The sequence below is a fragment of the Armatimonadia bacterium genome (assembly GCA_039679385.1).
Taxonomy (GTDB): Bacteria; Armatimonadota; Zipacnadia; order Zipacnadales; family JABUFB01; genus JAJFTQ01.
Map to the genome: position 1 here is coordinate 1 of JBDKVB010000049.1, position 20,433 is coordinate 20,433.

Annotated in this window: 17 protein-coding genes; 7 read left to right on the top strand and 10 right to left on the bottom strand. The window is 64.3% G+C overall.

Features of this window, described 5'->3' with window-relative positions; all coding sequences use genetic code 11:
- Positions 1 to 7: 7 nt before the first annotated feature.
- The 3 genes from ABFE16_04620 to ABFE16_04630 all read right to left on the bottom strand — a co-directional run bounded on the left by ABFE16_04620 (position 8) and on the right by ABFE16_04630 (position 3,697).
- Positions 8 to 478 carry a hypothetical protein gene (locus ABFE16_04620; GenBank protein ID MEN6344565.1) on the bottom strand — a complete coding sequence of 157 codons (471 nt, stop codon included), beginning with the start codon at positions 476 to 478 and terminating at the stop codon, positions 8 to 10.
- A 639-nt stretch (positions 479 to 1,117) separates the two neighbouring features.
- Positions 1,118 to 2,164, bottom strand: coding sequence for a 3-isopropylmalate dehydrogenase (locus ABFE16_04625; GenBank protein MEN6344566.1), 1,047 nt, complete (start codon positions 2,162 to 2,164; stop codon positions 1,118 to 1,120).
- A 129-nt stretch (positions 2,165 to 2,293) separates the two neighbouring features.
- On the bottom strand, positions 2,294 to 3,697 hold the full coding sequence (locus ABFE16_04630; GenBank protein ID MEN6344567.1) for an extracellular solute-binding protein: 1,404 nt from the start codon (positions 3,695 to 3,697) through the stop codon (positions 2,294 to 2,296).
- A 208-nt stretch (positions 3,698 to 3,905) separates the two neighbouring features.
- On the opposite strand from ABFE16_04630, the gene ABFE16_04635 reads away from it, so the two are divergent.
- The 3 genes from ABFE16_04635 to ABFE16_04645 are packed head-to-tail and all read left to right on the top strand — an operon-like array spanning position 3,906 to position 7,798.
- Positions 3,906 to 4,418 carry a hypothetical protein gene (locus ABFE16_04635; protein MEN6344568.1) on the top strand — a complete coding sequence of 171 codons (513 nt, stop codon included), beginning with the start codon at positions 3,906 to 3,908 and terminating at the stop codon, positions 4,416 to 4,418.
- A 48-nt stretch (positions 4,419 to 4,466) separates the two neighbouring features.
- Positions 4,467 to 6,374 (top strand): DUF5693 family protein, encoded by a 1,908-nt coding sequence (locus ABFE16_04640; protein MEN6344569.1) that lies wholly within the window; start codon positions 4,467 to 4,469, stop codon positions 6,372 to 6,374.
- Positions 6,375 to 6,415: 41 nt separating this feature from the next.
- Entirely contained in the window at positions 6,416 to 7,798 is a 1,383-nt protein-coding gene (locus ABFE16_04645) for an SGNH/GDSL hydrolase family protein (GenBank protein MEN6344570.1), read from the top strand.
- 101 nt (positions 7,799 to 7,899) lie between these two features.
- On the opposite strand, the gene ABFE16_04650 is transcribed toward ABFE16_04645, so the two are convergent.
- The 3 genes from ABFE16_04650 to ABFE16_04660 all read right to left on the bottom strand — a co-directional run bounded on the left by ABFE16_04650 (position 7,900) and on the right by ABFE16_04660 (position 11,866).
- Entirely contained in the window at positions 7,900 to 8,850 is a 951-nt protein-coding gene (locus ABFE16_04650) for a (4Fe-4S)-binding protein (GenBank protein MEN6344571.1), read from the bottom strand.
- Between the two features lie 40 nt (positions 8,851 to 8,890).
- Positions 8,891 to 9,904 (bottom strand): (4Fe-4S)-binding protein, encoded by a 1,014-nt coding sequence (locus ABFE16_04655; protein MEN6344572.1) that lies wholly within the window; start codon positions 9,902 to 9,904, stop codon positions 8,891 to 8,893.
- 75 nt (positions 9,905 to 9,979) lie between these two features.
- The gene (locus tag ABFE16_04660) at positions 9,980 to 11,866 is read right to left on the bottom strand and encodes a beta-L-arabinofuranosidase domain-containing protein (protein MEN6344573.1); all 1,887 of its coding nucleotides are present in this window, start codon (positions 11,864 to 11,866) and stop codon (positions 9,980 to 9,982) included.
- Positions 11,867 to 12,192: 326 nt separating this feature from the next.
- Between ABFE16_04660 and ABFE16_04665 the strand changes: the two genes are divergently transcribed.
- From ABFE16_04665 to ABFE16_04680, 4 genes are read left to right on the top strand one after another with little or no spacing between them, the layout of a single operon-like run.
- Entirely contained in the window at positions 12,193 to 13,482 is a 1,290-nt protein-coding gene (locus ABFE16_04665) for a DegT/DnrJ/EryC1/StrS family aminotransferase (GenBank protein ID MEN6344574.1), read from the top strand.
- Positions 13,483 to 13,521: 39 nt separating this feature from the next.
- Positions 13,522 to 13,878 (top strand): cupin domain-containing protein, encoded by a 357-nt coding sequence (locus tag ABFE16_04670; protein MEN6344575.1) that lies wholly within the window; start codon positions 13,522 to 13,524, stop codon positions 13,876 to 13,878.
- The gene (locus ABFE16_04675) at positions 13,875 to 14,189 is read left to right on the top strand and encodes a hypothetical protein (GenBank protein ID MEN6344576.1); all 315 of its coding nucleotides are present in this window, start codon (positions 13,875 to 13,877) and stop codon (positions 14,187 to 14,189) included. Before ABFE16_04670 ends, ABFE16_04675 begins: the two co-directional genes overlap by 4 nt.
- Positions 14,190 to 14,241: 52 nt before the next feature.
- Entirely contained in the window at positions 14,242 to 15,219 is a 978-nt protein-coding gene (locus tag ABFE16_04680) for a peptidyl-prolyl cis-trans isomerase (GenBank protein MEN6344577.1), read from the top strand.
- Positions 15,220 to 15,315: 96 nt separating this feature from the next.
- Here the strand turns inward: ABFE16_04680 and glyA are convergent, their stop codons facing one another.
- The 4 genes from glyA to purH all read right to left on the bottom strand — a co-directional run bounded on the left by glyA (position 15,316) and on the right by purH (position 20,401).
- Positions 15,316 to 16,578, bottom strand: a complete 1,263-nt coding sequence (gene glyA / locus ABFE16_04685; protein MEN6344578.1) for a serine hydroxymethyltransferase — start codon at positions 16,576 to 16,578, stop codon at positions 15,316 to 15,318.
- 299 nt (positions 16,579 to 16,877) lie between these two features.
- Complete coding sequence (locus ABFE16_04690) at positions 16,878 to 17,498, bottom strand: DUF4276 family protein (protein MEN6344579.1); 621 nt, start codon at positions 17,496 to 17,498, stop codon at positions 16,878 to 16,880.
- Complete coding sequence (locus tag ABFE16_04695; GenBank protein MEN6344580.1) at positions 17,470 to 18,696, bottom strand: AAA family ATPase; 1,227 nt, start codon at positions 18,694 to 18,696, stop codon at positions 17,470 to 17,472. Before ABFE16_04695 ends, ABFE16_04690 begins: the two co-directional genes overlap by 29 nt.
- Positions 18,697 to 18,760: 64 nt before the next feature.
- A complete protein-coding gene (gene purH, locus ABFE16_04700) occupies positions 18,761 to 20,401 on the bottom strand; it encodes a bifunctional phosphoribosylaminoimidazolecarboxamide formyltransferase/IMP cyclohydrolase (GenBank protein MEN6344581.1) in 1,641 nt (546 codons plus the stop codon).
- Positions 20,402 to 20,433 lie beyond the last annotated feature (32 nt).

The following is a 20,433-nucleotide window of genomic DNA, read 5'->3' on the forward strand; positions in this document are numbered from 1 at the left end:
GTGCGGGCTACTGGGTCACGTGGAAGGCGGCGCCCAGGCTGCGGAGAGACCCAGTGCCGGAGGCAGGGGCCTTCGCGCTGCACGCGCCACCAGCGCAACCGGTACCACAGGCGCCGGCGGCTCTGCACTTGCCCTGGGCTCGCGCCGCACACTTGTCACCGCAGGCGCAGTTCGCGCAGGTGCACTTGTCCTTGCAGGTGCAGGGGGTGCCCGCAGCGCACTGGCAGGACCCCTTGGCCGCACACTTGTCGCCGCAGGCGCACTTGTCACAGGTGCACTTGTCCTTGCAGGTGCAGGCGCCGCCCGTGGGACACTGACAGGGGCCTGTTGTCGTCTGGGCCTGTGCCCTGGCTGCGCCACAGCCCATGCCGGGCCCCTTACAGCCACCGGCGGGATTCGGGCCGGCCATCACGTAGGAGGTGGTAACGGCAAGGGCGATCACAGCGATTGTCAGACCGATCTTTACAGTGCGGGACATTGTGCATCACCTTTCGGTTGGCTGGGTTTGTGGGTGTGGAACGGTGCGTCAGCTCGCAACCAATCCGACAGGCGGCGCGCGTGATGCGAGCGGAGCCCTGCCGGGCACTTCCTGTGCTGGACCCGGACGCTCTCGCTCCAGGCGCCGGCAGGGGAGGCCGGGATCCGCAGGGGCGGCTGGAAGGGATAGACCCAGGCAAGCCGGCTGCCGCTCGGCCTCCGCAGGACTCGAGAGGTTTGCCCGGTCCTCGCGCAGGCCCCATAGCTCATGCTGATGGCAGCAGGATTCATGCCCGCCCGAACGGTCGCAGGGGTCAGACTGCTCGCGCCCCGACGTCGGCAGCGGAACCTCACAGCACGAAGCCCGATGCGGCATCACTGAGGTGGCACATCGGCATACCGGGGCAAGCTGGAGGGCAAATAGGCAGGCGACCGTCAGGGCCCCGCAGCGGCTCTGAAGCCGAAGGACAGAGAGCCCGGATGCTTTGGGCAATCCTCGGTTACCCTCCCAAAGGGTCTGCATGTTTTGTGTAACGATGGAACACATCGGCTTGTTCCCGCTGAGTGCACAGGGAAGGGATACAGGAAGGGCCGCCCAGAAGGCGGCCCTTGCGTTCATGGCTGGTGATCGAACCCGACACTAGATCAGGCTGGCGATGTAGTCGCCGGCGCGCTGGCAGTCGCCCTCATTGCCGGTGACGGCCTTGACCTTGCCCGCACCGAGGGCCTTGATGACGGCGTCGTCGATGGCCTTGGCCGCAACGGTCTCGCCCAGATGATCCAGCATCATCCCGGCCGCGCAGATGGCGGCAACGGGGCTGACCTTCCCGAGGCCCGCATGCTTCGGCGCTGACCCGTGGATCGGCTCGAACATGCTGACGCCCTCGGGGTTGATGTTGCCCGAGGCCGCGACGCCCATGCCGCCCTGGATCATCGCACCGAGGTCGGTGATGATGTCGCCGAACATGTTGGTGGTGACGATCACGTCGAACCACTCGGGGTTCTTGACGAACCACATGCAGCAGGCGTCGACGAAGGCGTACTCCTTGGTCAGGTCCGGGTACTCCTCGCCGACCTCACGGAAGGAGCGCCGCCACAGGTCGTGGCCGTAGGTGAGGACGTTGGCCTTGTCGACGCTGTGGATGAGCTTCTTGTCGTTGCGCTTGCGGCACAGCTCCATGGCGTAGCGGCAGATGCGCTCGCAGCCCTTGCGGGTGTAGATGGCCTGCTGGAGAGCGACCTCATCGGGCGTCCCCTTCTTCAGGAAGCCGCCGATGCCGGTGTACAGGTCTTCCGTGTTCTCGCGGACGACGACGAAGTCGATGTCCTCCGGCCCCTTGTCCTTGAGGGGAGTGTAGACGCCCGGATACAGCTTCACCGGCCGCAGGTTCACGTACTGGTCGAACTCGAAGCGCAGGCGCAGGAGAATGCCGTGCTCGAGGATGCCGGGCTGGACCTTGTCGTGGCCGACGGCGCCCAGGTAGATGGCGTCCATCTGGGCGAGCTCTTCCATCTCCTTGTCGGTGATGATGTCGCCGGTTCGGAGGTATCGGTCGCCGCCAATGTCGTAGGGGATGGTCTCGTACTGCACGCCAAACTTCTTGGCGGCTACGTCCAAGACTTTCATGGCCTCGGCGGTAACCTCGGGGCCAATCCCGTCGCAGGGAAGAAGCGCGATCTTGTACATATGCCTTGCCCTCTCTCAATTGGAATACGGGGGATTATAGCACAGCGGCGAAGGTAGACACAGCACGGCCGCGCCTCCCCCGGGGAAGCGCAGGGCGCAGACGCCTTCGGCGACACCCGCCGGCCGCGCTTACTTGGCTGGCTTCACCGGGACCGTCTCGCCGGCCTGCAGTTCCTTCTTCACCTGCGCCTGGCGCTTGCGAACGTCGTCCATGATCTGGTCGGGCTTCTTCGTTCCGGCCAGGAGAGCCTGCACGCCGTCCATCAGTGTCTCGGCCACGGAGAGCTCCATGACGGTGTCGGTCCAGGGCGAGATGACCTTGGCCTCCTCCACGATCTTGGCGTACTTGCGAAGGTACCAGCTAGCGTTCTCATCGGTCACTGCGCCCTTGACCTGAACGAGCTCCTTGCACTTGGTGGCGAACTCACGAGCGACCTCCGGCGAGGTCATGTACTTGAGGAAGGCGACGGCCGCCTCCGGGTTGCGCGTCTTGGAGGAGATCACGTAGCCGTCCGGTGAGCCCGCCAGTGCATCCTGCTCGCCCTTGCCGCCCGTCACCGCGGGGAAGTTGAAGAAGTCCCACTTGGCCCAGAAGCTGCTCGGCGCCGGACCGGTGTCGCTGAACTGGGAGAAGTCCCAGGTGCCCGTGTAGAACATGGCCGCCTTCTCGGTATAGAACATCATCCGCGCATCGTCGCGGTCCACGCCGTTCGGACTCGGGTTGAAGAACCCTTGCTTCTGGAAGTCGTCGAACATCTGGATACCCTTCACCCAGTTGGGATCCGAGTAGTCGCCTGGTCCGAGGGGATCGTACTGAGCCATGACCGTCTGGTTACCCAGGAGGCGCTGGAACAGAACGCAGGGGAAATGATGAGCGGGCCAGCGCTTCAGATTGCCCAGGGCAAGGGGGGTGACCCCGGCGGCCTTGAGCTTCTTGCACACGTCAACAAGCTCGTCCCAGGTCTTGGGGATCTGCAGGTTGTGGCGGGCGAAGATGTCCTTGTTGTAGAAGAAGAAGGTGCACTGCAGGAGGTAGGGGACACCCCAAGTCTTGTTATCGTAGACGTAGGGCTGCAGCGACGCGTCGACGATCTTGCCGCGCCACTCGCCCTTGTTGGCATCCAGGTAGGGCGTAAGATCAAGGCAGTTGCCGCCCCGGACGAAGCTGTGGAGCATCTTCTCCCCGCTCCAGACGAAGTAGATATCGGGCGGCTCAGGCCCCCCGAGGGCGACCTTGATCTTGGTCTTGTAGGCGTCGGGCTCGTTGTTGCTGATCTCGACCTTCACGTCGGGGTTGGCCTTCTCGAATCCTGCGACGATGGCCTCAAGCGCCGACTTACGGGGCTCCGCGTTCCAGATCGTCCAGAGGTTGAGCTTGCCCTTGAGCGGCTGCCCGGCAGTGGGTGCCTGACTCCCGGCGGGCTCAGTCGCGGCCGGTGTCGGGGTCGTCGGTTCCACGGGTTTTGAGCATCCGGTCAACGCCACTGTCAGGGAGATCGCGAGGAGGGGCAGCAGGAGGAGAGACCAACGCATAACCGACACCTCAGACTGGCGTGATATGAGTTCAAGGTCTATTCCGCGAGGTGAACTCCGACTCCTGCCGCTCGCGACACGCAGGCACTGATGTGGTACACTCTCGGCGTTCGGAGCCGACGGTGGAGGACGGGTCGAAGGACAGCGTATCGACCACCGAAGGCCCTACCGCAGCGGAACCTTGATGCCCCAAAGGGTGACACCGTCAATGAAGGATCAGGAGGCCGCCTACTACGACCGCGTCTGCCAGTTTCCGGCAGGCTGGTCACTGTTGCTGGTCGGCATCCTCGTGCTGACCGTCGCAGTCGGCCCGCTGACCGGGCAGCCGATGTCACCCAGCGATCAGGTGGCCCTTGTCGTGACGGTCGGGCTGCTCGCGCTCACTATCCTGTTGATGTGGCGGATGCGCGTAGTCGTGACGCAGGAGCGGCTGACGATCCTGTGGGGTTTCTTGCAGTGGCTCAAGATACGTATTGACCTAAAGGACGTGGAGGCAATCCGCACGGTCACCTTCCGTCCGCTTCGTGACTTCGGTGGATGGGGCTGGCGTGGTGGTCGAGGTGGGAGTCGTTGCTACAACACCAGCGGCAACAGCGGCGTGGAGCTGCGAATCCATGGCCGGGCCGTCATCCTCGGGGTACCGGACCCCGCCGAACTGGCCTCTGTGGTGGCGACGGTGACGGGGATCAAGCAGGGGCCGCCGGGACCCTTCACAGGGTAGAGACGCCGGAACTGACGCCTGGGAGTGACCTTACTGCAGATGTCGAACATGACGCGTAATGTGCTGTTTCTCCTGATAGTGCTTGCCCTCGGTGCTGCGGGTGTGACCTTGCTGCAACGTGTCCACGCGGAGAGCCGGAACCGGCAGGTCGGAATCGCCCTCGACTACAACCGCGTGCAGGAACTCGCCATGATGCGGGGCGTGCCGACCGCCGAGGCCTTGCGCAGACTCAAGGAGGCCGGGGCAACCCACGTGGCCATCCGCGAGGACTCCCTGACCGACCTCATCGAGGCGAAGAAGGTCGGGGTCGTGCCGCAGAAGGGCAGGGTCCTGATGCTGCTGAGCCCGGATGTGCGCGACCGCGTGATGGCCCAGCTCAAGGCCAGGATGCCGGGCGGCAAGCCCCTCCCGACGGGCGATGGGATGAGCTACGAGAACGAGCAGGCTGCCGACTCCATGAAGCTCATCGGCATGGGCTACAGCGAGGAGTCCGTGCGCGACGTCAGGGTCGCCGGGCTGAAGGTGATTGCACGGCCGGTAGCCGAGATGGCGCTGACCAAGGAGGCCATCTCGGGCAGTCTCGACGCGGTCCAGGCAATCGGCGCCGACCTCGTGGTCTTTGCCGGAATCCAGGTCTACGGCATGTACGACCTGATCAAGTGGTCTGCCGAGGAGCTTGAGCGGCGGCAGGTCCGGTTCGGCTATGTGGAGATGGCCAAGCAGTTTGGCGACGACCGGCTGTCGGCAGCGCTCAAGGGCCACGTCATCCGCACCCACGCCATCGCGCAGGCGGAGATGCCCAAGCTCAGCCCTCAGCGTGCACTGGATCGCTATCGACAGGCTGTGCGGGAGCGCAACGTGCGCCTGTGCTACTTCCGGCCCTACGATCAGGGCGCCGACGATCCCCTGCAGGTTGCCTGCGACGACGTGAAGTCAATGGCCGGTGACCTGCGTGATGCCAGCTACTCCGTGGGAGACCCGCACGTGTACCAGGACGTCAGCGTGCCCACGGCGCTGCTGGCCGTGATGCTCATCGGCACGGGTGCGGCAACGATCCTGCTGTTCCAGCTCTTCTTCGCAATTCCCGCGGGACTCGCCTGGGGCCTGATTGCCCTCGACGTCTTCCTCTCGCTATCAGGCGTGTTTGTCGCCCGGGGAATGGCGCAGTCGCTCGGTGCGCTCGGAGCGGCGATTGTGTTCCCGACCTGGGCGATCTGCCGGATGCAGTGGCGCGAGCCCGGTGGTCGCCTTTCCCTGGGGCGAGCTCTCGGCGCCTTCGTGGTGATGTCCCTGGTCAGCCTCGCCGGTGGCCTGCTTGCCGCCGGCTGCCTCAGCGACCTCGCACACATGATGCAGATCGCGGCCTTCCGGGGCGTGAAGTTCGCGCAGGTGATCCCGCTCGGAGTCGTGCTGGTCGTGTTCGTGGCGCGCTCGATGCGCTCCTACGACGAGATCCGCACGGAGATGGGCAGCAACCTGCCCGAGGCGCCGGCTCTGTGGGCAGGGATCGTCGAGGCTGCCACGGGTGTGGTGCGCTACTGGCATGTGGCGATCATGGTCGTTGCCCTCGCGGCGGCGGCACTAATGCTCATGCGCTCGGGGAACGTGACGCCGGTCCCGCCTTCTGGGCTTGAGATGAAGGTGCGTGCGGTGCTGGATCATACCCTCGGTGTGCGGCCGCGCAGCAAGGAGATACTCTTTGGCCATCCGGCGATGATCGTAGCGCTGGCCTTCCTCCTCGCCGGTCGCCGCAAGTGGTTGTGGGCGGCCATGGTGGCGGGTACCGTCGGACAGGTCTCACTGGTGAACAGTTGCGGGCATATCCACACACCGCTGCTGCTGCAGTTGGTGCGCATCGGCAACGGACTGTGGTTGGGGATTGTGGTGGCGGTGGTCCTGTGGGTGATCGGAGGCATCGGGGTTCGGTGGTGGTCTGGGAGAACAGCGCGGACGTAGCTTATCCCTCTGACAGCGACGCACCCGGGAGCATGAAGAGTATGAAGAGGCTGCTTGTCTCGCTTATCCTGTCGATGATGGTGGCTAGCATGGCCGCAGCGGACCAAAGTCCTGCGCCTTTCCAGAACGGCGATGTCGTGTGCTTCATCGGTGACAGCATCACCCACTCGCGCAAGTACCACGGCTACATCTCCCTGTACTACCTGACGCGATTCCCGGAGCGCCAGATCCGGTTCGTGAACTGCGGCATCTCGGGGGACAGCGCCGGTGGCGGCGTTGCTCGGCTTGACTGGGACATCCTCCCGAACCGGCCGAAGGTCGTGGCCCTCATGTTCGGCATGAACGATGTCAACCGCGGCCTGTACGGAAGGGCCAATCCCGACGCGAAGAACCTGGAGTCCCGCGAGGCCGCGCTGCGCAACTACGAACAGAACATGACCAGGCTGGCGGCGGACCTGCAGGAGCAGCTACACCCGCGGTTCATCCTCATCACTCCGTCACCCTACGATGACACCGCCCAGATTGAGATCGAGAACCTCTACGGGGTGAACGACGCCCTTGGACGCTGTGGAGAGATCGGCCGCAAGCTGGCCGCGCAGATCGGCGCCGGAGTGGTCGACTTCCACGGCCCCATGACCGCGCTGAACCAGCAGGAGCAGAAGCTGAACCCTCACTACACGCTCATTGGTCCGGACCGTGTGCACCCGCTGGATGTGGGGCAGATGGTGATGGCATACCTGTTCCTCACCGCACAGCAGGTGCCCGCGACGGTCTCGACTCTGGCGCTGGACGGCGATGCTGCGACCGTGACGACGGCGGAGAACTGCACCGTCACCGAGGCCCGCTCCCTCGGCGGCAAGCTGTCCTTCGATTGCCTGGAGAAGTCGCTGCCCTTCCCCATTGATCCGGCGGCGCAGGAGGCCCTGCGACTGGTCCCGGTCGAGGCGAAACTGGATCAGCAGTTGCTGCGGGTGCGTTTCGCCGCCGACGGTAAGTACCGGCTCAGCATCGATGGCACGTCGGTCGGTGAGTGGACCCGCGACGAGTTGGCGGCTGGAGTGAACCTGGCGCTGAACACGAAGACGCCGCAGTACCAGCAGGCGGCGAAGGTGATGAGCGTCAACGAGCAGCGTCGGACGCTGGAGATCCGTCTGCGCAGCCTCGCGCAGATCCAGATCATGCTGCGGCGCGCGAAGGTCGACGAAGGCAACGATGAAGCGATCAACGCCTACTTCACCGACTACCTGGAGAAGAGCAAGGTCAACGGGGTGCCGAACGCCTACTTCAAGTCGCAGTTCGACAACTACCTCAAGACCCGGCCGGTGGTGCCGCAGATCAAGTCCCAGATCGAGGACTTCGTGCAGCAGCTTTGGAAGATCAACCAGCCTGTCACGCACCACTGGGAGATCGAGAAGATCGGCTAGCCTCGTCCCAGCCCAACAACCTGTCAAGAAGAGAAGAGCCGCGGGATGCCCTCAGGGAGGGTCCCGCGGCTCCTTCGTTCCAGGTCGGGCAAAGTCCCGGGTTAGTCGAGCTTCCAGGGCTTGCGCTTGCGGAAGGGGCTTTTGAACAGGTTCTGGATCCGGCCGGTCTCCTCCAGGTGGATGAAGCAGGCGCGAATGCAGCCTCGTGCACCCTCCAGCGCACCGGGCAGGTGGAACATGCTGTGCGAGGCCTTGTTGTAGGGCAGCTCGGACGCACGGTACGGATTCGCCAGCGAAGTCTCGACGTCGTAGTCGACGGGAGTGAAGGGCGAGTACTCCGGGTTCGCGCCCTGATAGCCGCTGGAGCACTTGGTCTCGTCGAGTTTGGCCCACTCGAGGTCATGGCCTGCGACCTGGACTTTGACGGTCTCCGTGGCGCTAAGCGCGCCGACCGTGCAGTCGCGGACGCACAGCTTGCAGCGGTCGCAGATCTGACCGTCGAAGATGGGGTCCGGCTCAAGCGGCGCATCGGTGAGCAGGAACACGAAGCGCTGCCGCGGACCGAACTGCGGAGTGAGGAAGACCTTGCTGAAGCCGACCTCGCCCATGCCGCAGATGTAGGCGGCGATGCGGTAGTGCAGGAACACGTCGGGAGCGGGCAGGTCGGGTGAGACCGGGCGGCTGACCGTGTGAGGCACCCCGTTGAGCGGGTTGCGCGAGTTCAGGAAGAGCATGTTCTGGATCGGCACGGCCTCGTAGCCCTCGTCCTCGAGAGCGCTGCAGACCGCTCGCAGCACAATGGGTGCGTCGCGGTAGTTGATCCCCGCGTAGCCCATCGAGGTGTAGGCGCCCCAGAAGGTGCCCTCCTCAATGCCGCGAAAGCATCCGCGATGGATACGGAAGGCCAGACCGATGATGGCCTTGGCCTCCGGGAAGATGTAACGCGGATCCATCTCTTTGGGTGCGCCCTCGAAGCGGTCCATCGAGCCGATCCCGACGAGATCGGCGCCGCAGGACTTGGCGAACTCCTTGACTTGCTCGGACGTTGGCATCAGACGAACTCCTCTCAAAGTCGGCACAGCAGAGGCGTCCTCACAGGCGCCAGGGCTTGCGCTTGCGGAAGGGCGAGTTGAACTGGTTGGTGAGCACGCCGCGCTCCTCCAGATGAACCATGCAGGCACGCAGGCATCCACGACCACCGCACATTGCCGGATTGTAACCGTTGGCGGCGCCATAGTAGCTGTTGGTGATGCGCTGCACTTTCATCACTTCGGCGGGAGTGAGGACCTTCTCGCCGGCCAGGATGGCGTCGCCGTCGGGGAACTCCTTGAAGGCGTCGCGTGGCAGGAAGGGGTTGGTCTCCTTGACGCTGCCGGTGTAGCCGTGGAAGCACTGCCACTCGGCGAGGCGGCCCCATTCCAGATCGCGCCCGGCAACTCGGACCTTGACCTGCTCAGTACCACTGATGGCGTGGATCGGGCACTCCTTGACGCAGCGCATGCAGCGGTCGCACAGGCCGCCCTCATACAGTGGGTCCGGCTCAAGCGGAGCGTCGGTGAGGACGAAGGCGAAGCGCTGACGCGGTCCGAACTCCGGCGTCAGGAACACCTTGCTGTAGCCGATCTCCCCAAGGCCGCAGATGAAGGCTGCAATGCGGAACTGGAACATGACATCAGGCGCAGGAAGGCCGGGGGCCACGGGCTCGGTGAAGCGCAGTTGGCGGCCCAATCCCGGGTCCTCCTCGTCGAAGGTGCCGGTGATGTCCGAGCAGGCCATGCGGGCACCAGTGTTGCGGAAGGCTGCGCCCTCCCAACCGTTGTCCTCGAGGAAGCAGGAAAGCTCCCGCAGTACCATCGGCGCGTAGACTTCGTTGATCCCCGCGTAACCCAGAGAGGGGTACTGGTAGAAGTGCGTACCCTCCTCAACACCTCGCAGGTATCCCCGCGGGATGCGGAAGGCAAGGCCAATGATGGCCTGGGCCTCCGGGAAGATGTAGCGCGGGTCCATCTCCTTGGGCGCGCCTTCGAAGCGGTCCATGGAGCCGATGCCGACGAGGTCGGCACCTGCGTTGCGCGCAAACTCCTTCACCTCTGCAGCAGTTAGCACCAGCCAGTCACTCCCAGGATGAGTCAGACGGTCGCGTCAGCCCCGCTCGCCTAACGCGACGGGGCCGGTGTCGGCTCAGAGTGTGCCGCGTAGCCAGACGCGCATCGCACCGGGCTCGCGGTTGTCCCAGACACAGTACGGAACGGCAGTGATCTTGCGCGGCTTGTAGGACGTCGCCGATGGACGGTAAAGCTGCTTCTTCCAGCCGCCGGTGTCGCCCACCAGCGCCTCCGCCTCCAGCACTACAACCCCGCCCAGCAAGTTCTTGCGGAAGGCGGTCTTGAACTCGGCCTCAGCAGGCAGAACTACCTCCTGCAGCGGGAAGGCGTTGTCCGCGGCTTCGAGGCAGTATACCACCGGGCCACGTTGCAGCGCCACGCAGCCGGAGTCGGCCTTGACTTCGGGGTGTGCCTCAACGCGCTCCACCGGCATCGGCAAGGTCAGCTCCACGACTTCACTTCCCGTCCAGCGGCGGCTCACACGCACGTAGCCCTTGCGCGGCTTCAGCGCGATCTCCTCGCCATCTACCGTCAGCCGCGCACCTTCACACCAGCCCGGAATTCGCAGGCTCAGGGCGAAACGTGCCGGCTGCTCAGGCTGCAGTCGCATCCGCACGGTCCCGTCCCAGGGGTAGTCGGTCTCCTGGGTGACGGTGACCTTCTGCCCTGCAAGCTCGAGCGTCGCCGTGCCCGCAGCGTACAGGTGTACGTACAGCTCCCTGGCCTCAGCACCGCCGGCCAGCGAGTACAGGTATCCGGGCAGCGAGGCCAGAATCCGCGCGATGTTGGGCGGGCAGCAGGCGCAGCCGAACCAGTCCTGCCGGTGATGGTCGCCGGAGCTCTCCAGCGGGTTCACGTAGAAGAACTTGCTGCCATCCTGCGACACGCCGCTGATGACGCCGTTGTACAGGGCGCGCTCCAGGATGTCGGCGTATCGACCGTCGGCGTCAAACTGCAGGAGCCGGTGTGCCCAGAACACGAGACCAATGGCGGCGCAGGTCTCGCAGTAGGCCGACTCATTGGGCAGGTCGTAGTCGCGGGTGAAGCCCTCATTGGCGCGGGTGCTGCCGATCCCGCCGGTGAGGTACATATTCTTGAGGGTGACGTGGTCCCAGAGACGCTCGCAGGCGTGGAGCAGTCCCTCGTCTCCGGTCTCGTTGGCCAGGTCGGCCATCCCGCAGTACAGGTACATCGCCCGCACGGCGTGGCCGGTCACCTCAGACATCTCGCGGACGGGGAGATGATCCTGGCAGTAGGAGCGGTCGCGTCCGGCAGCCTGCTGCTTGCCTCCCCATTCCTCCTCGAAGATGCCGGGGTGCTGCCCACGAGCATTGACGAAGAACTCGCAGAGCCGCAGGTAGCGCTCCTCACCGGTGGCATGGTACAGCTTCACGAGAGCCAGCTCGATCTCCTCATGCCCATCAGAGCCGAAGGTCTTGCCAGGGCCGAAGTAGGAGTCGATATAGTCCGCGTAACGGGCCATGACGTCCAGCAGCGTGCGCTTGCCGGTGGCCTGGAAGTGCGCAACGGCGGCCTCCATGAGGTGTCCGGCGGAGTACAGCTCATGGGACCAGGAGAGGTGCTTGAACCGCTCCTCGGGCTTCACCAGCGTGAAGTAGGTGTTGAGATACCCATCGGGCTGCTGCGCTCCGGCGATCTTGGCGATGACCTCGTCGAGGAGGGCTTCCAGATCGGGGTCCGGATGGTCGGCCAGGGAGTAGGCGACGGCCTCGACCCACTTGGCGACGTCGGAGTCCCAGAACTGGTGCGGGACCGGCGTCATGCCCTCCTTCCACGTGAGGTCGAAGACATCAATGCGGCCGGTTTCCTTGAGCTGCTTGTACTCGGCCCGAAGGGTCACTTCGCGGTTCGCATCGATGCGCGGCGTCCAGAAACGGTCGGCGACCCGCACCTGGGTGAAGGGTACGGGTACGAGTTTGCGGCATACAGGCTGGTCGGCCATGGGTGTGCCTCCCGGGGAATCACAAATCAAGGTTGCGCCACGCAAGAGGGTAGCGCAACCGGGTGTCCGCACTCCTGGTTGTGGCCGCAGGCCGAGTGAGGCTCAGGCGGTCGGCGGCGTCCAGAGCGTGCCTATTCCGCACACCCTTCGGACGGACCTGCCTGCCAAGTCGGTTGCGCGAAACGGTCTCCGTGGTACAATCAACTCTCATGGTCTCAGAGGGTCCCGGCAGATCCATGGTCCTGCGGACTCTGCAGGTGCCCCAGGACGTTGTATCGGGCTCTCACGCCCAAGAGCACACACCTCAGCCCCAGGGGAGTCTGCCAATGTCTGCATCGAAGCTCGCGTTGTTGGGTGGAGAGCCGATCGGCATTCCATCACAGGAGAAGCATCCCGCCTTTTCGGCGGAAGCGCTGGAGCGTGTCATCGATGTCATGCAGCGGGGACGGACCGTCGGCCTGAACAAGACGGTTCCGGAGATCGGCGAGGCCGAGGAAGCAATCGCCAGGTGGCAGGGCGTGAAGAACTGCCTGGTCACCTCCTCCGGCCACTCCGCACTGCATAGCTCCATCATCGGTCTTGAGATCTCCTGGGGCGATGAGGTCATCACCACGCCCTTCACCTGGGGTGCCTCGATCTCATGCATCCTGCACAACAACGCCGTCCCGGTCTTCGTGGACGTGTGCCCCGATACGGGTCTTCTCGATCCGGACAAGGTCGAGGCGGCCGTCACGCCCCGGACCAGGGCCATCCTCGCGGTGCACATCTTCGGCCAGGCTGCAAACATGACCGCCCTGCGACAGATCGCCGATCGCCACGGGCTGGCGCTGATTGAGGACGGCAGCCAGGGCCACGGCGCGATTCATGCCGGCCGCAAAGTGGGCACCTTCGGCGACGCTGCGGGGTTCTCTTGTATGGGCGGGAAGTTGCTGGCGACGGCTGAGGGTGGGTACATGGTCACGCCCCACGACGACGTGTACTGGAAGGCCGCCCTTGGCGGCCAGCACATGGGGCGCTCACCGGAGCCGGGGTTCCCGCACGAGAAGTTCGGGCAGTACATTGACTCGCTGGTCTACACTTACCGCCTCTCGCCGATGGTCGCCGTGCTGCTGTCGGAGCAGGTGAAGAAGCTCGACGAAGAGAACGCCGGCCGCCGCCGCAACGTAGCCTGGCTGCGCGAGTTCCTACGGGACGCCAAGATCGTGCAGTTCCCGCAGTATGCGCCGGGGGACGACCCGGTGTACCATATGCTGACGATGAACTTCGACGCGGAGTATGCCGGCATCAGCAAGAACACCTTCTTCGCGGCCATGAGGGCCGAGGGAGTAGGCTGCTTCCAGTACATTCCTTCGCCGATCCCGACCTGGACGCGCTTGCACTGGCAGACCTACGACGGGCCGAAGGTCATGTGGACGGAGCCCCTCCGGCAGAGCGGCATCGACTACCGGCAGGTCCAGGTGCCGAACTGCGTGCGCAAGATCGAGCGCTCGGTGGAGATGGGCTGGAACTTCGTCGAGCCGAGTGAAGAGAAGATGAAGCAGTTGGCCTCGGTCTTCCAGAAGGTCGAGGAGAACCTGCCGGCACTGCGTGAGTGGGAGAAGAGCCAACCGGCCTAGGCGCTGCGAAGTCGCCCCGGTCTGCAGGAGGTCCTGGGTATGCCCTCGGAGCCCTACCGGACACTGGACGGGTCGATCGTCACGGAACTAGTGCGGCCCGAAGGTGAGTCAAGCCGGAACCTGAGCGTGGCCGAAGCGGTCCTTATGCCGGGGCAAAGCACGATCGCCCACTATCATTCGCTCAGCGAAGAGGTCTACTATGTGCTGGAGGGCAGCGGCGTGCTGTACCTCAACAGCGTGCCGCAGGATCTCTCCGTGGGCCAGGCGCATCTGATCCGCCCGGGCGAGGAGCACAAGATGACCTGCGCCGGGACCAGGCCCTTGCGGATCCTGTGCCTGTGTGCACCGCCCTACCAGCATGAGGACACGACGCTGACGGAGCCGGTGGTGGCATGAGCCAGAGTGGGGCTGCGCGCGTGGAGGAGCGAGTTCGTCGCCTCGAGCAGGCGACCGGAAAGCCTGTGGTCCTGCGGGGAGTGAAGGTGCCTGAGCGGGCCTTCCGTGGTCGGGTATCGCTGCAGGCCGGGCTGATCGTTCTGGAGTACCGTGACGAGACAGCGGGCTACTTTTGGCACTATAGTATCCTTGAGGAACTCCTGGGGTACGCTGAGGCAGGGCAGTATGACGTCGTGCTCTACGAGAAAGAGGCCGGCAAGAATCATGCGAAGTCGTCCACTCGAATCCTGCGCGGGATCACCCGCCTGTAGCACCCTCGGGGAGAGCCCGAAGCCGACGTTCGCCCGTGGCGCTGTACGTCCGGTGCGAGCAAGCCTTGCGACACCCTCTGCAGCCGCGCGGCTCACCCGAGGACTCCTGATCCTCGCGCTTGCGGCGGGGACACTGGGCATCAGCGCCTGTGGTGATAACCTGCCCGAGGACAACCGCGTGGTTGCCACAGTGAACGGCAAAAAGATCACGCACGGCGACCTGATCCGGCAGCTCGAGCAGTCGCGTGGTCCAGCGGCGGTGATGAAGCTCCTCGATCAGCAGCTCATCGAGGCCGAGGCGGCACGGCGCAAGCTGACGCTCAGCGACGCCGAACGAGATGCTGGCTTGGAGCGTGCGGCCGCTCGCGTCGGGTCGATGAAGGACCTGAAGGCAAAGCTGAACCAACTCGGGATCCCCCTGGAGGCCTACCGGCAGGAGATCGCGACCGACCTGCTGCTGGACAAGATCGCCCAGCAGGAGGTCAAGGTCTCCGAGGAGGAGATCAAGCAGTACTACGGGGAGCACCAGGAGGAGTTCACGAAGGGGCCTCGCACACGCGCTCGCATGATGATGTTCCGTGACCAGTCCAGTGCCGAGGCGGTGCTCACGGCGCTTAAGGAGCCGGGCGCTGACTTCGCCGGCCTGGCGCAGAACCTGTCCGAAGATGACGCCACGAGATCCGCCGGCGGGGACATGGGCTACTTCGAGAAGAACGACTACGCCACCGCCATCACCGAGGCAGCCTTCGCCCTCAAGCCGGGACAGATCAGCGGGATCGTCAAGGCGCCCGATGGCTGGGTCATCCTGAAGGCGGAAGACCACAAGGCAGCCGGTGTCATGCCGCTGGAGGAAGTTCGCGACCAGATTCTGCAGCGCCTCAAGCGAGACAAGCTTCAGCCGATGCGAGACGAGTGGCTGGTCCAGGCACGCGACAAGGCATCGCTGCGGATCAGGGATCGGGTCTTGCGCGAGGCCGTCAGGGCCTCCCTGGGGTACGTCAAACCGGCGCCGATGCCGGGCGAGCTGTAGGAACCGGTGGCCCTCCTCGGGCCGCCCTCCAGTCCAAACAAAACCGGCGCAGCCTTTGGGCTGCGCCGGTCTGATTCGGGCTGGAGGTTGTTCGGCTTAGAGGGACTGGTAGATCGGGAAGGCCTCGCAGAGCTCCTCGACTTCGGCTCGGACTGCGTTGAGAACCTCTTCGTTGGGCGTGTCGTCGGACTTGCGACCGTCGTGGATGACCCTGGCCATCCACTGACCGACCTTGATCATCTCGGCCTCTTTCATGCCGCGGGTGGTCATGCCGGGAGTGCCCGGGCGGATACCGGAGGTCTCGCGGGCCGGCAAGGGATCGTTCGGCACCAGGTTCTTGTTGATGGTCATGCCCGCCATTTCAAGCAGGTCGGCGGCGACACGGCCGGTGATGTTCTTGTTGGTGAGGCGCACGAGCAGCAGATGGTTGTCGGTGCCGCCGGTGACCAGGTCGAAGTCGTTCTCCTGCAGCGTGCGGGCGAGCTGCTGAGCATTGCGGATGATCTGGCGCTGGTACTCACGGAAGCCGAACTCCGAGGCCTCCTTGAAGCAGACGGCCTTGGCCGCGATGATGTGCATAAGCGGACCGGCCTGCACGCCGGGGAAGACGGCGCGGTCTACGGCCTTGGCATACTGCTCCTTGCACAGCAGGAGGGCGCCACGCGGTCCGCGCAGGGTCTTGTGAGTGGTGGAGGTGACGATGTCGGCATAGGGCACCGGGGACGGATGAGCTTCAGCCGCCACGAGGCCGCAGATGTGGGCGATGTCGGACATCATGTACGCGCCCACTTCGTCGGCAATCTCCCGGAAACGCCTGAAGTCGATAATCCGCGGATAGGCGCTGGCGCCGCAGATGATGAGCTTGGGCCGCAGCTCGCGAGCGATCTCCAGGATGTTGTCGTAGTTGAGCTGGTCAGTGTCCGGGTCCAGACCGTAGAAGTGGCAGTCGTAGGCGTGGCCGCTGAAGTTGACCTTGTCGCCGTGGGTGAGGTGGCCGCCCTGGGCAACGCTCATGGCAAGGATGCGGTCGCCCGGCTGCAGCAGCGCCCAGTAGGCCGCCATGTTGGCTTGCGAGCCGGTGTGAAGCTGGACGTTGGCGTGATCGGCGCCGAACAGGGACTTGGCGCGGTCGATGGCCAGTTGCTCGATCTTGTCGTAATTGCCGCAGCCGTTGTAGTACCGCTTGTACGGGTAGCCCTCGGCATACTTGTTGGTCAGAACGGATCCGCAGGCGGCCATGACGGCACGGCTCGCGTAGTTTTCGGAGGGGATGAGCATGAGCGTCTTGCGCTGCCGCTCGAGTTCGGCGTCGACGATCTTCGCCAGCTCATAGTCGGCTTCGAGAATGCTTCGGTCCATCATCTTGGGTTGGCTCCTAGAGACTCAGACGATTAGGCCACGGACGTGGCCAGGGCAGCAAACGCGGTGCCCCACTTCCGTGGCCCGTATCGGGGATTATCCCACGACGGCCGCAGAAGCGGGGCGCGTACCGCAACCGCCCCTGGCCCACTTGCAGCGCCCCAGCGGGACCATCATGCGGATCACGCTCCTGATCTGTTGAGTAAGCGGGCCTGTGCCCGCGTTTGTACTCGGGGCAGTGTGCACAACGCGGTGAGTGAGGCGTTCTCCTCTTCCATGCGCCGCTCACCGATGCGGCATCAGTCGATCGTGCGAAGAAGTCTGCTGTTCAGTAACTCGCCTGCGAAGGCATCGAAATCTGGGCATCTGTCCCGCAGCACACTAAGGTCTGCGGTGTGTGCTATCGCAGCTCCGATGGCGTCCGTATAGTACTCGGCGTGGTCGGTTGCGGCTCTGATGATCTCCTCAAGCGTGTCCTTTGGGTTCCGGAGACTTCTCGGGTCCTTGCAGCGGCCAATCGCCGGGCTGTTCGATAGAGCCTGGGATACCGCCTGCTCATCAGCAAGTAGCCAAGCTTCCAGAGCATGGTTGGCGATCCCGGTGACGACCGAAAGGCTCACCGGGCCCGCCTTCTCTACGGCTTCCCTCAACTGCCTGCGGCGGTCTGTCATATGGTCGTTGGCGTCCACCACAGCCACGCACAACTCGTCCCCGCGGGCATCGGCTTGTCTGATGATTGTGTGCAGTTCGGATATGAACCCATGGCCCTTCTTCCGCCCCAGACGCTGCGGGAAGGCCAGTAGCACCTCCGGGTGTCGCTGGGTGATGACACGTTGGGCAAGGATGGGTATCACCTGGTAGTCGCGGTGCCCCTCCAGCGCGAACACCACCTTAACCCGCCTCATCGAGTAGCCCTCCACACCAGGCCTCTCCGAGCGAGACGTCCCCGCTCTCAAGCGACTTCCTGAGCTCCGACTTGCTCCCATGCCCCTCGAGGTCCTGGGGCAAGCGTCTGAGGACGGTCGCACCGTCTTGCCGGACTGAAGCAACAACCAGTTCCTCGGGTCGCAGGTGGTCAATCAGGTACGGCGAGTGAGAGTTGACCAGAACCTGACACACGGACGTGTTCGACCGTTCGCGCGCAATCCCACGCATGTGCTGAACGACGAACCCCAGACGTCCAGGGTGTACCCCGTTCTCCGGTTCCTCAAAGCAGACGAGACCTCCCGGCCGTGGCGAGTAGGCCAGCACGAGCAGTGCGAGGAAGCGGAGTATGCCATCGGACACTACGCGGCCCGTGAACTCCTTGTCGCCCACCCTCAACTGGACAAGGCGTCTTCGGTCGCCCGTGTCGACCAAGTCAAGCCCCTGGACTTCGGGCACCGCTGACCGGAGCTCGCGCTCTATTGACGCAAAGGCCTTGCTTTGGCCGAGGTCTCGGCGCAGGGTGTCGAGCACCCCGGACAGCCCGTGCCCCTGGGCGTCAAGCTCAAACAGGTTGAGCTGTGGCGAAGGCTCGCGAAGCGCCTCAGGCTCAAAATGGTAGAAGCGCCACGACCTCAGGTGCTGCTGCACAGCATAGATGGTCGGGTACAGCTCAGCGTCATCGATCTGTGAGAGAACAGTGCGAGTGCCTCCGAGGTCGAAGTACCTGGGATGGCCGCCGCCGCCCTCTCGGGTCACCCTAAGCCGGTCACTGGCTTCGTCGATGCCGATGAAGGGCTTCTTACTCCTTCGGCTTGCACTGACCAAGCTCTCGTCCGTGAGCGTGAACAGAGAACGATCCTCGTCCCACTGCACCGCGACGCGATAGGTGAGCTTGGGGTGCTCAAGGCCCTCCTCTTCCTTCGGCGGGAGCCGGTGGCCCGTCAGGTCGATGTCCACCTGAACCGTGATGCGGAGGTCCTCGGGATCGAAAAAGGACTCCAGAGGATCACCACGGTGCTTGTCAAAGGCCCGCTCGATTGGACCATCCGCAAAGGCCGAGAGAACCTGAAGGAGGTCGAAGAAGTTGCTCTTGCCGACGTTGTTGGGCCCGGCGATCACCGACAGCTTGCCCAGTTCGACGTCCACGTCCTTCAGGCTCTTGTACCCCGACACCTTCACACGAGTCAGCACGGCACATCACTCCCTCCCACAGGCCGGGGCTTGCCCGGCGGCGAGTAGAGGCTCACCACGCGATCTAGTGCCGGAAATGGCGCATGCCGGAGAAGACCATCACCACGCCCAGCCTATTGGCCGCTGCGATGACCTCCTCGTCCTTCACTGAGCCACCGGGCTGAAGGATAGCCACTGCACCCGTCTCGACTGCTGCCTCCAAACCATCGGGCGCCGGGAACATCGCGTCGGAGGCCAGGCAGGAGCCCTGCGACCGCTTGCCCGCCTTACGGGCGGCAATCAGGCACGAGTCAATTCGGCTCATCTGTCCGGCACCGCAGCCGACCAGCCGCCGGCCCTGAACGAGGACGATCGCATTGCTCTTCACGTGCTTGGCAACGCGGTCGGCGAACAGCAGGGATTCCAGTTGCTCCACTGTCGGCTGCTTCTCGGTGACGACCCTGATATCCACGCGGGCGACGGACCTGCTGTCCTGTTCCTGGATCACTGCGCCGCCGGGGATCCTCTTGATGTCGAGATCCGCGTGGCGGCCTTCCGGAGCGAAGTCCTCCATCAGCATCACACGGACGTTGCGCTTCTTGTGGAGCAGCTCCAGCGCTTCGTCGGTGTAGCCGGGAGCGATCACGCACTCCGGGAAGGCGCTGATGATGAGGCTTTCGGTGTCGCCGGTCTCCTCACGGAAGCGGGGCTCGACGACCGAGCGCAGGACGTCGTTGTTGCCGATCATCGCGGCGGTCTCGGCATCGAGAACCCGGTTGAATCCAAAGATGCCGCCGAAGGCCGAGATCGGGTCACCCGACCAGGCGTCTTCGAAGGCTTGCTTGAGGGTCGAGGCGCTGGCGAAACCACAGGGGTTGAGGTGCTTGACGACGCAGGCCGTGGGCTCGTCGAACTCGCGGACACATTCCAGGGCTGCGGTGATGTCGAGGTAGTTGTTGAAGGAGAGCTCCTTCTCGCCGGATACCTTTTTCGCCCGGGCTACGCCGGGCTCAGCGGAGCCGATCTGCGCGTAAGCCGCACCGGCCTGGTGCGGATTCTCGCCGTAGCGCAGGTCGTGGCCCTGCTTCGCAAACCACGGTGCGTAATACTTCGGGAGCTTCTGACCCTCTTCCTGAGTCTGCTTGCACAGGTAGGAGACGATCGCCGCGTCGTACTGGCCGGTATGGGCGAAGGTCTCGAGGGCGAGCTTCTGCCGGGTCTCGAAGCTGAGGCAGCCGCCGTTGGCGCGCATCTCGGCCAGAACCTCATCGTAGTACTCCGGCTTGCACACGACAGCCACGTATTTGTGGTTCTTGGCTGCAGCGCGGAGCATGGCCGGCCCGCCGATGTCGATGCTCTCGACGGCGTCCTCAAGCGTGACGCCCTCTTTGGCTACGGTCTGCTGGAAGGGGTAGAGGTTGATCGCCACGAGGTCGATCATTTCGATCCCGAGCTCAGCAGCCTCCTTCATATGGGTCTCGTTGTCGCGGACGGCCAGCAATCCCCCGTGGACCTTGGGGTGCAGTGTCACCACGCGGTGGTTCATGATCTCGGGGAAGCCGGTGTAGCTCTCGACCGCGCGGACGGGGATCTTGGCCTCCTCCAGCTTGCGGCGGGTACCCCCGGTCGACAGTATCTCGACGCCCATCTCTACCAAGGCGCGGGCGAAGTCCTCAATCCCGGTCTTGTCGCTGACGCTAAGCAAAGCACGCTGGATCTTGCGCATGGTGACCTTCCCCTTGGCACACAGAATCATGC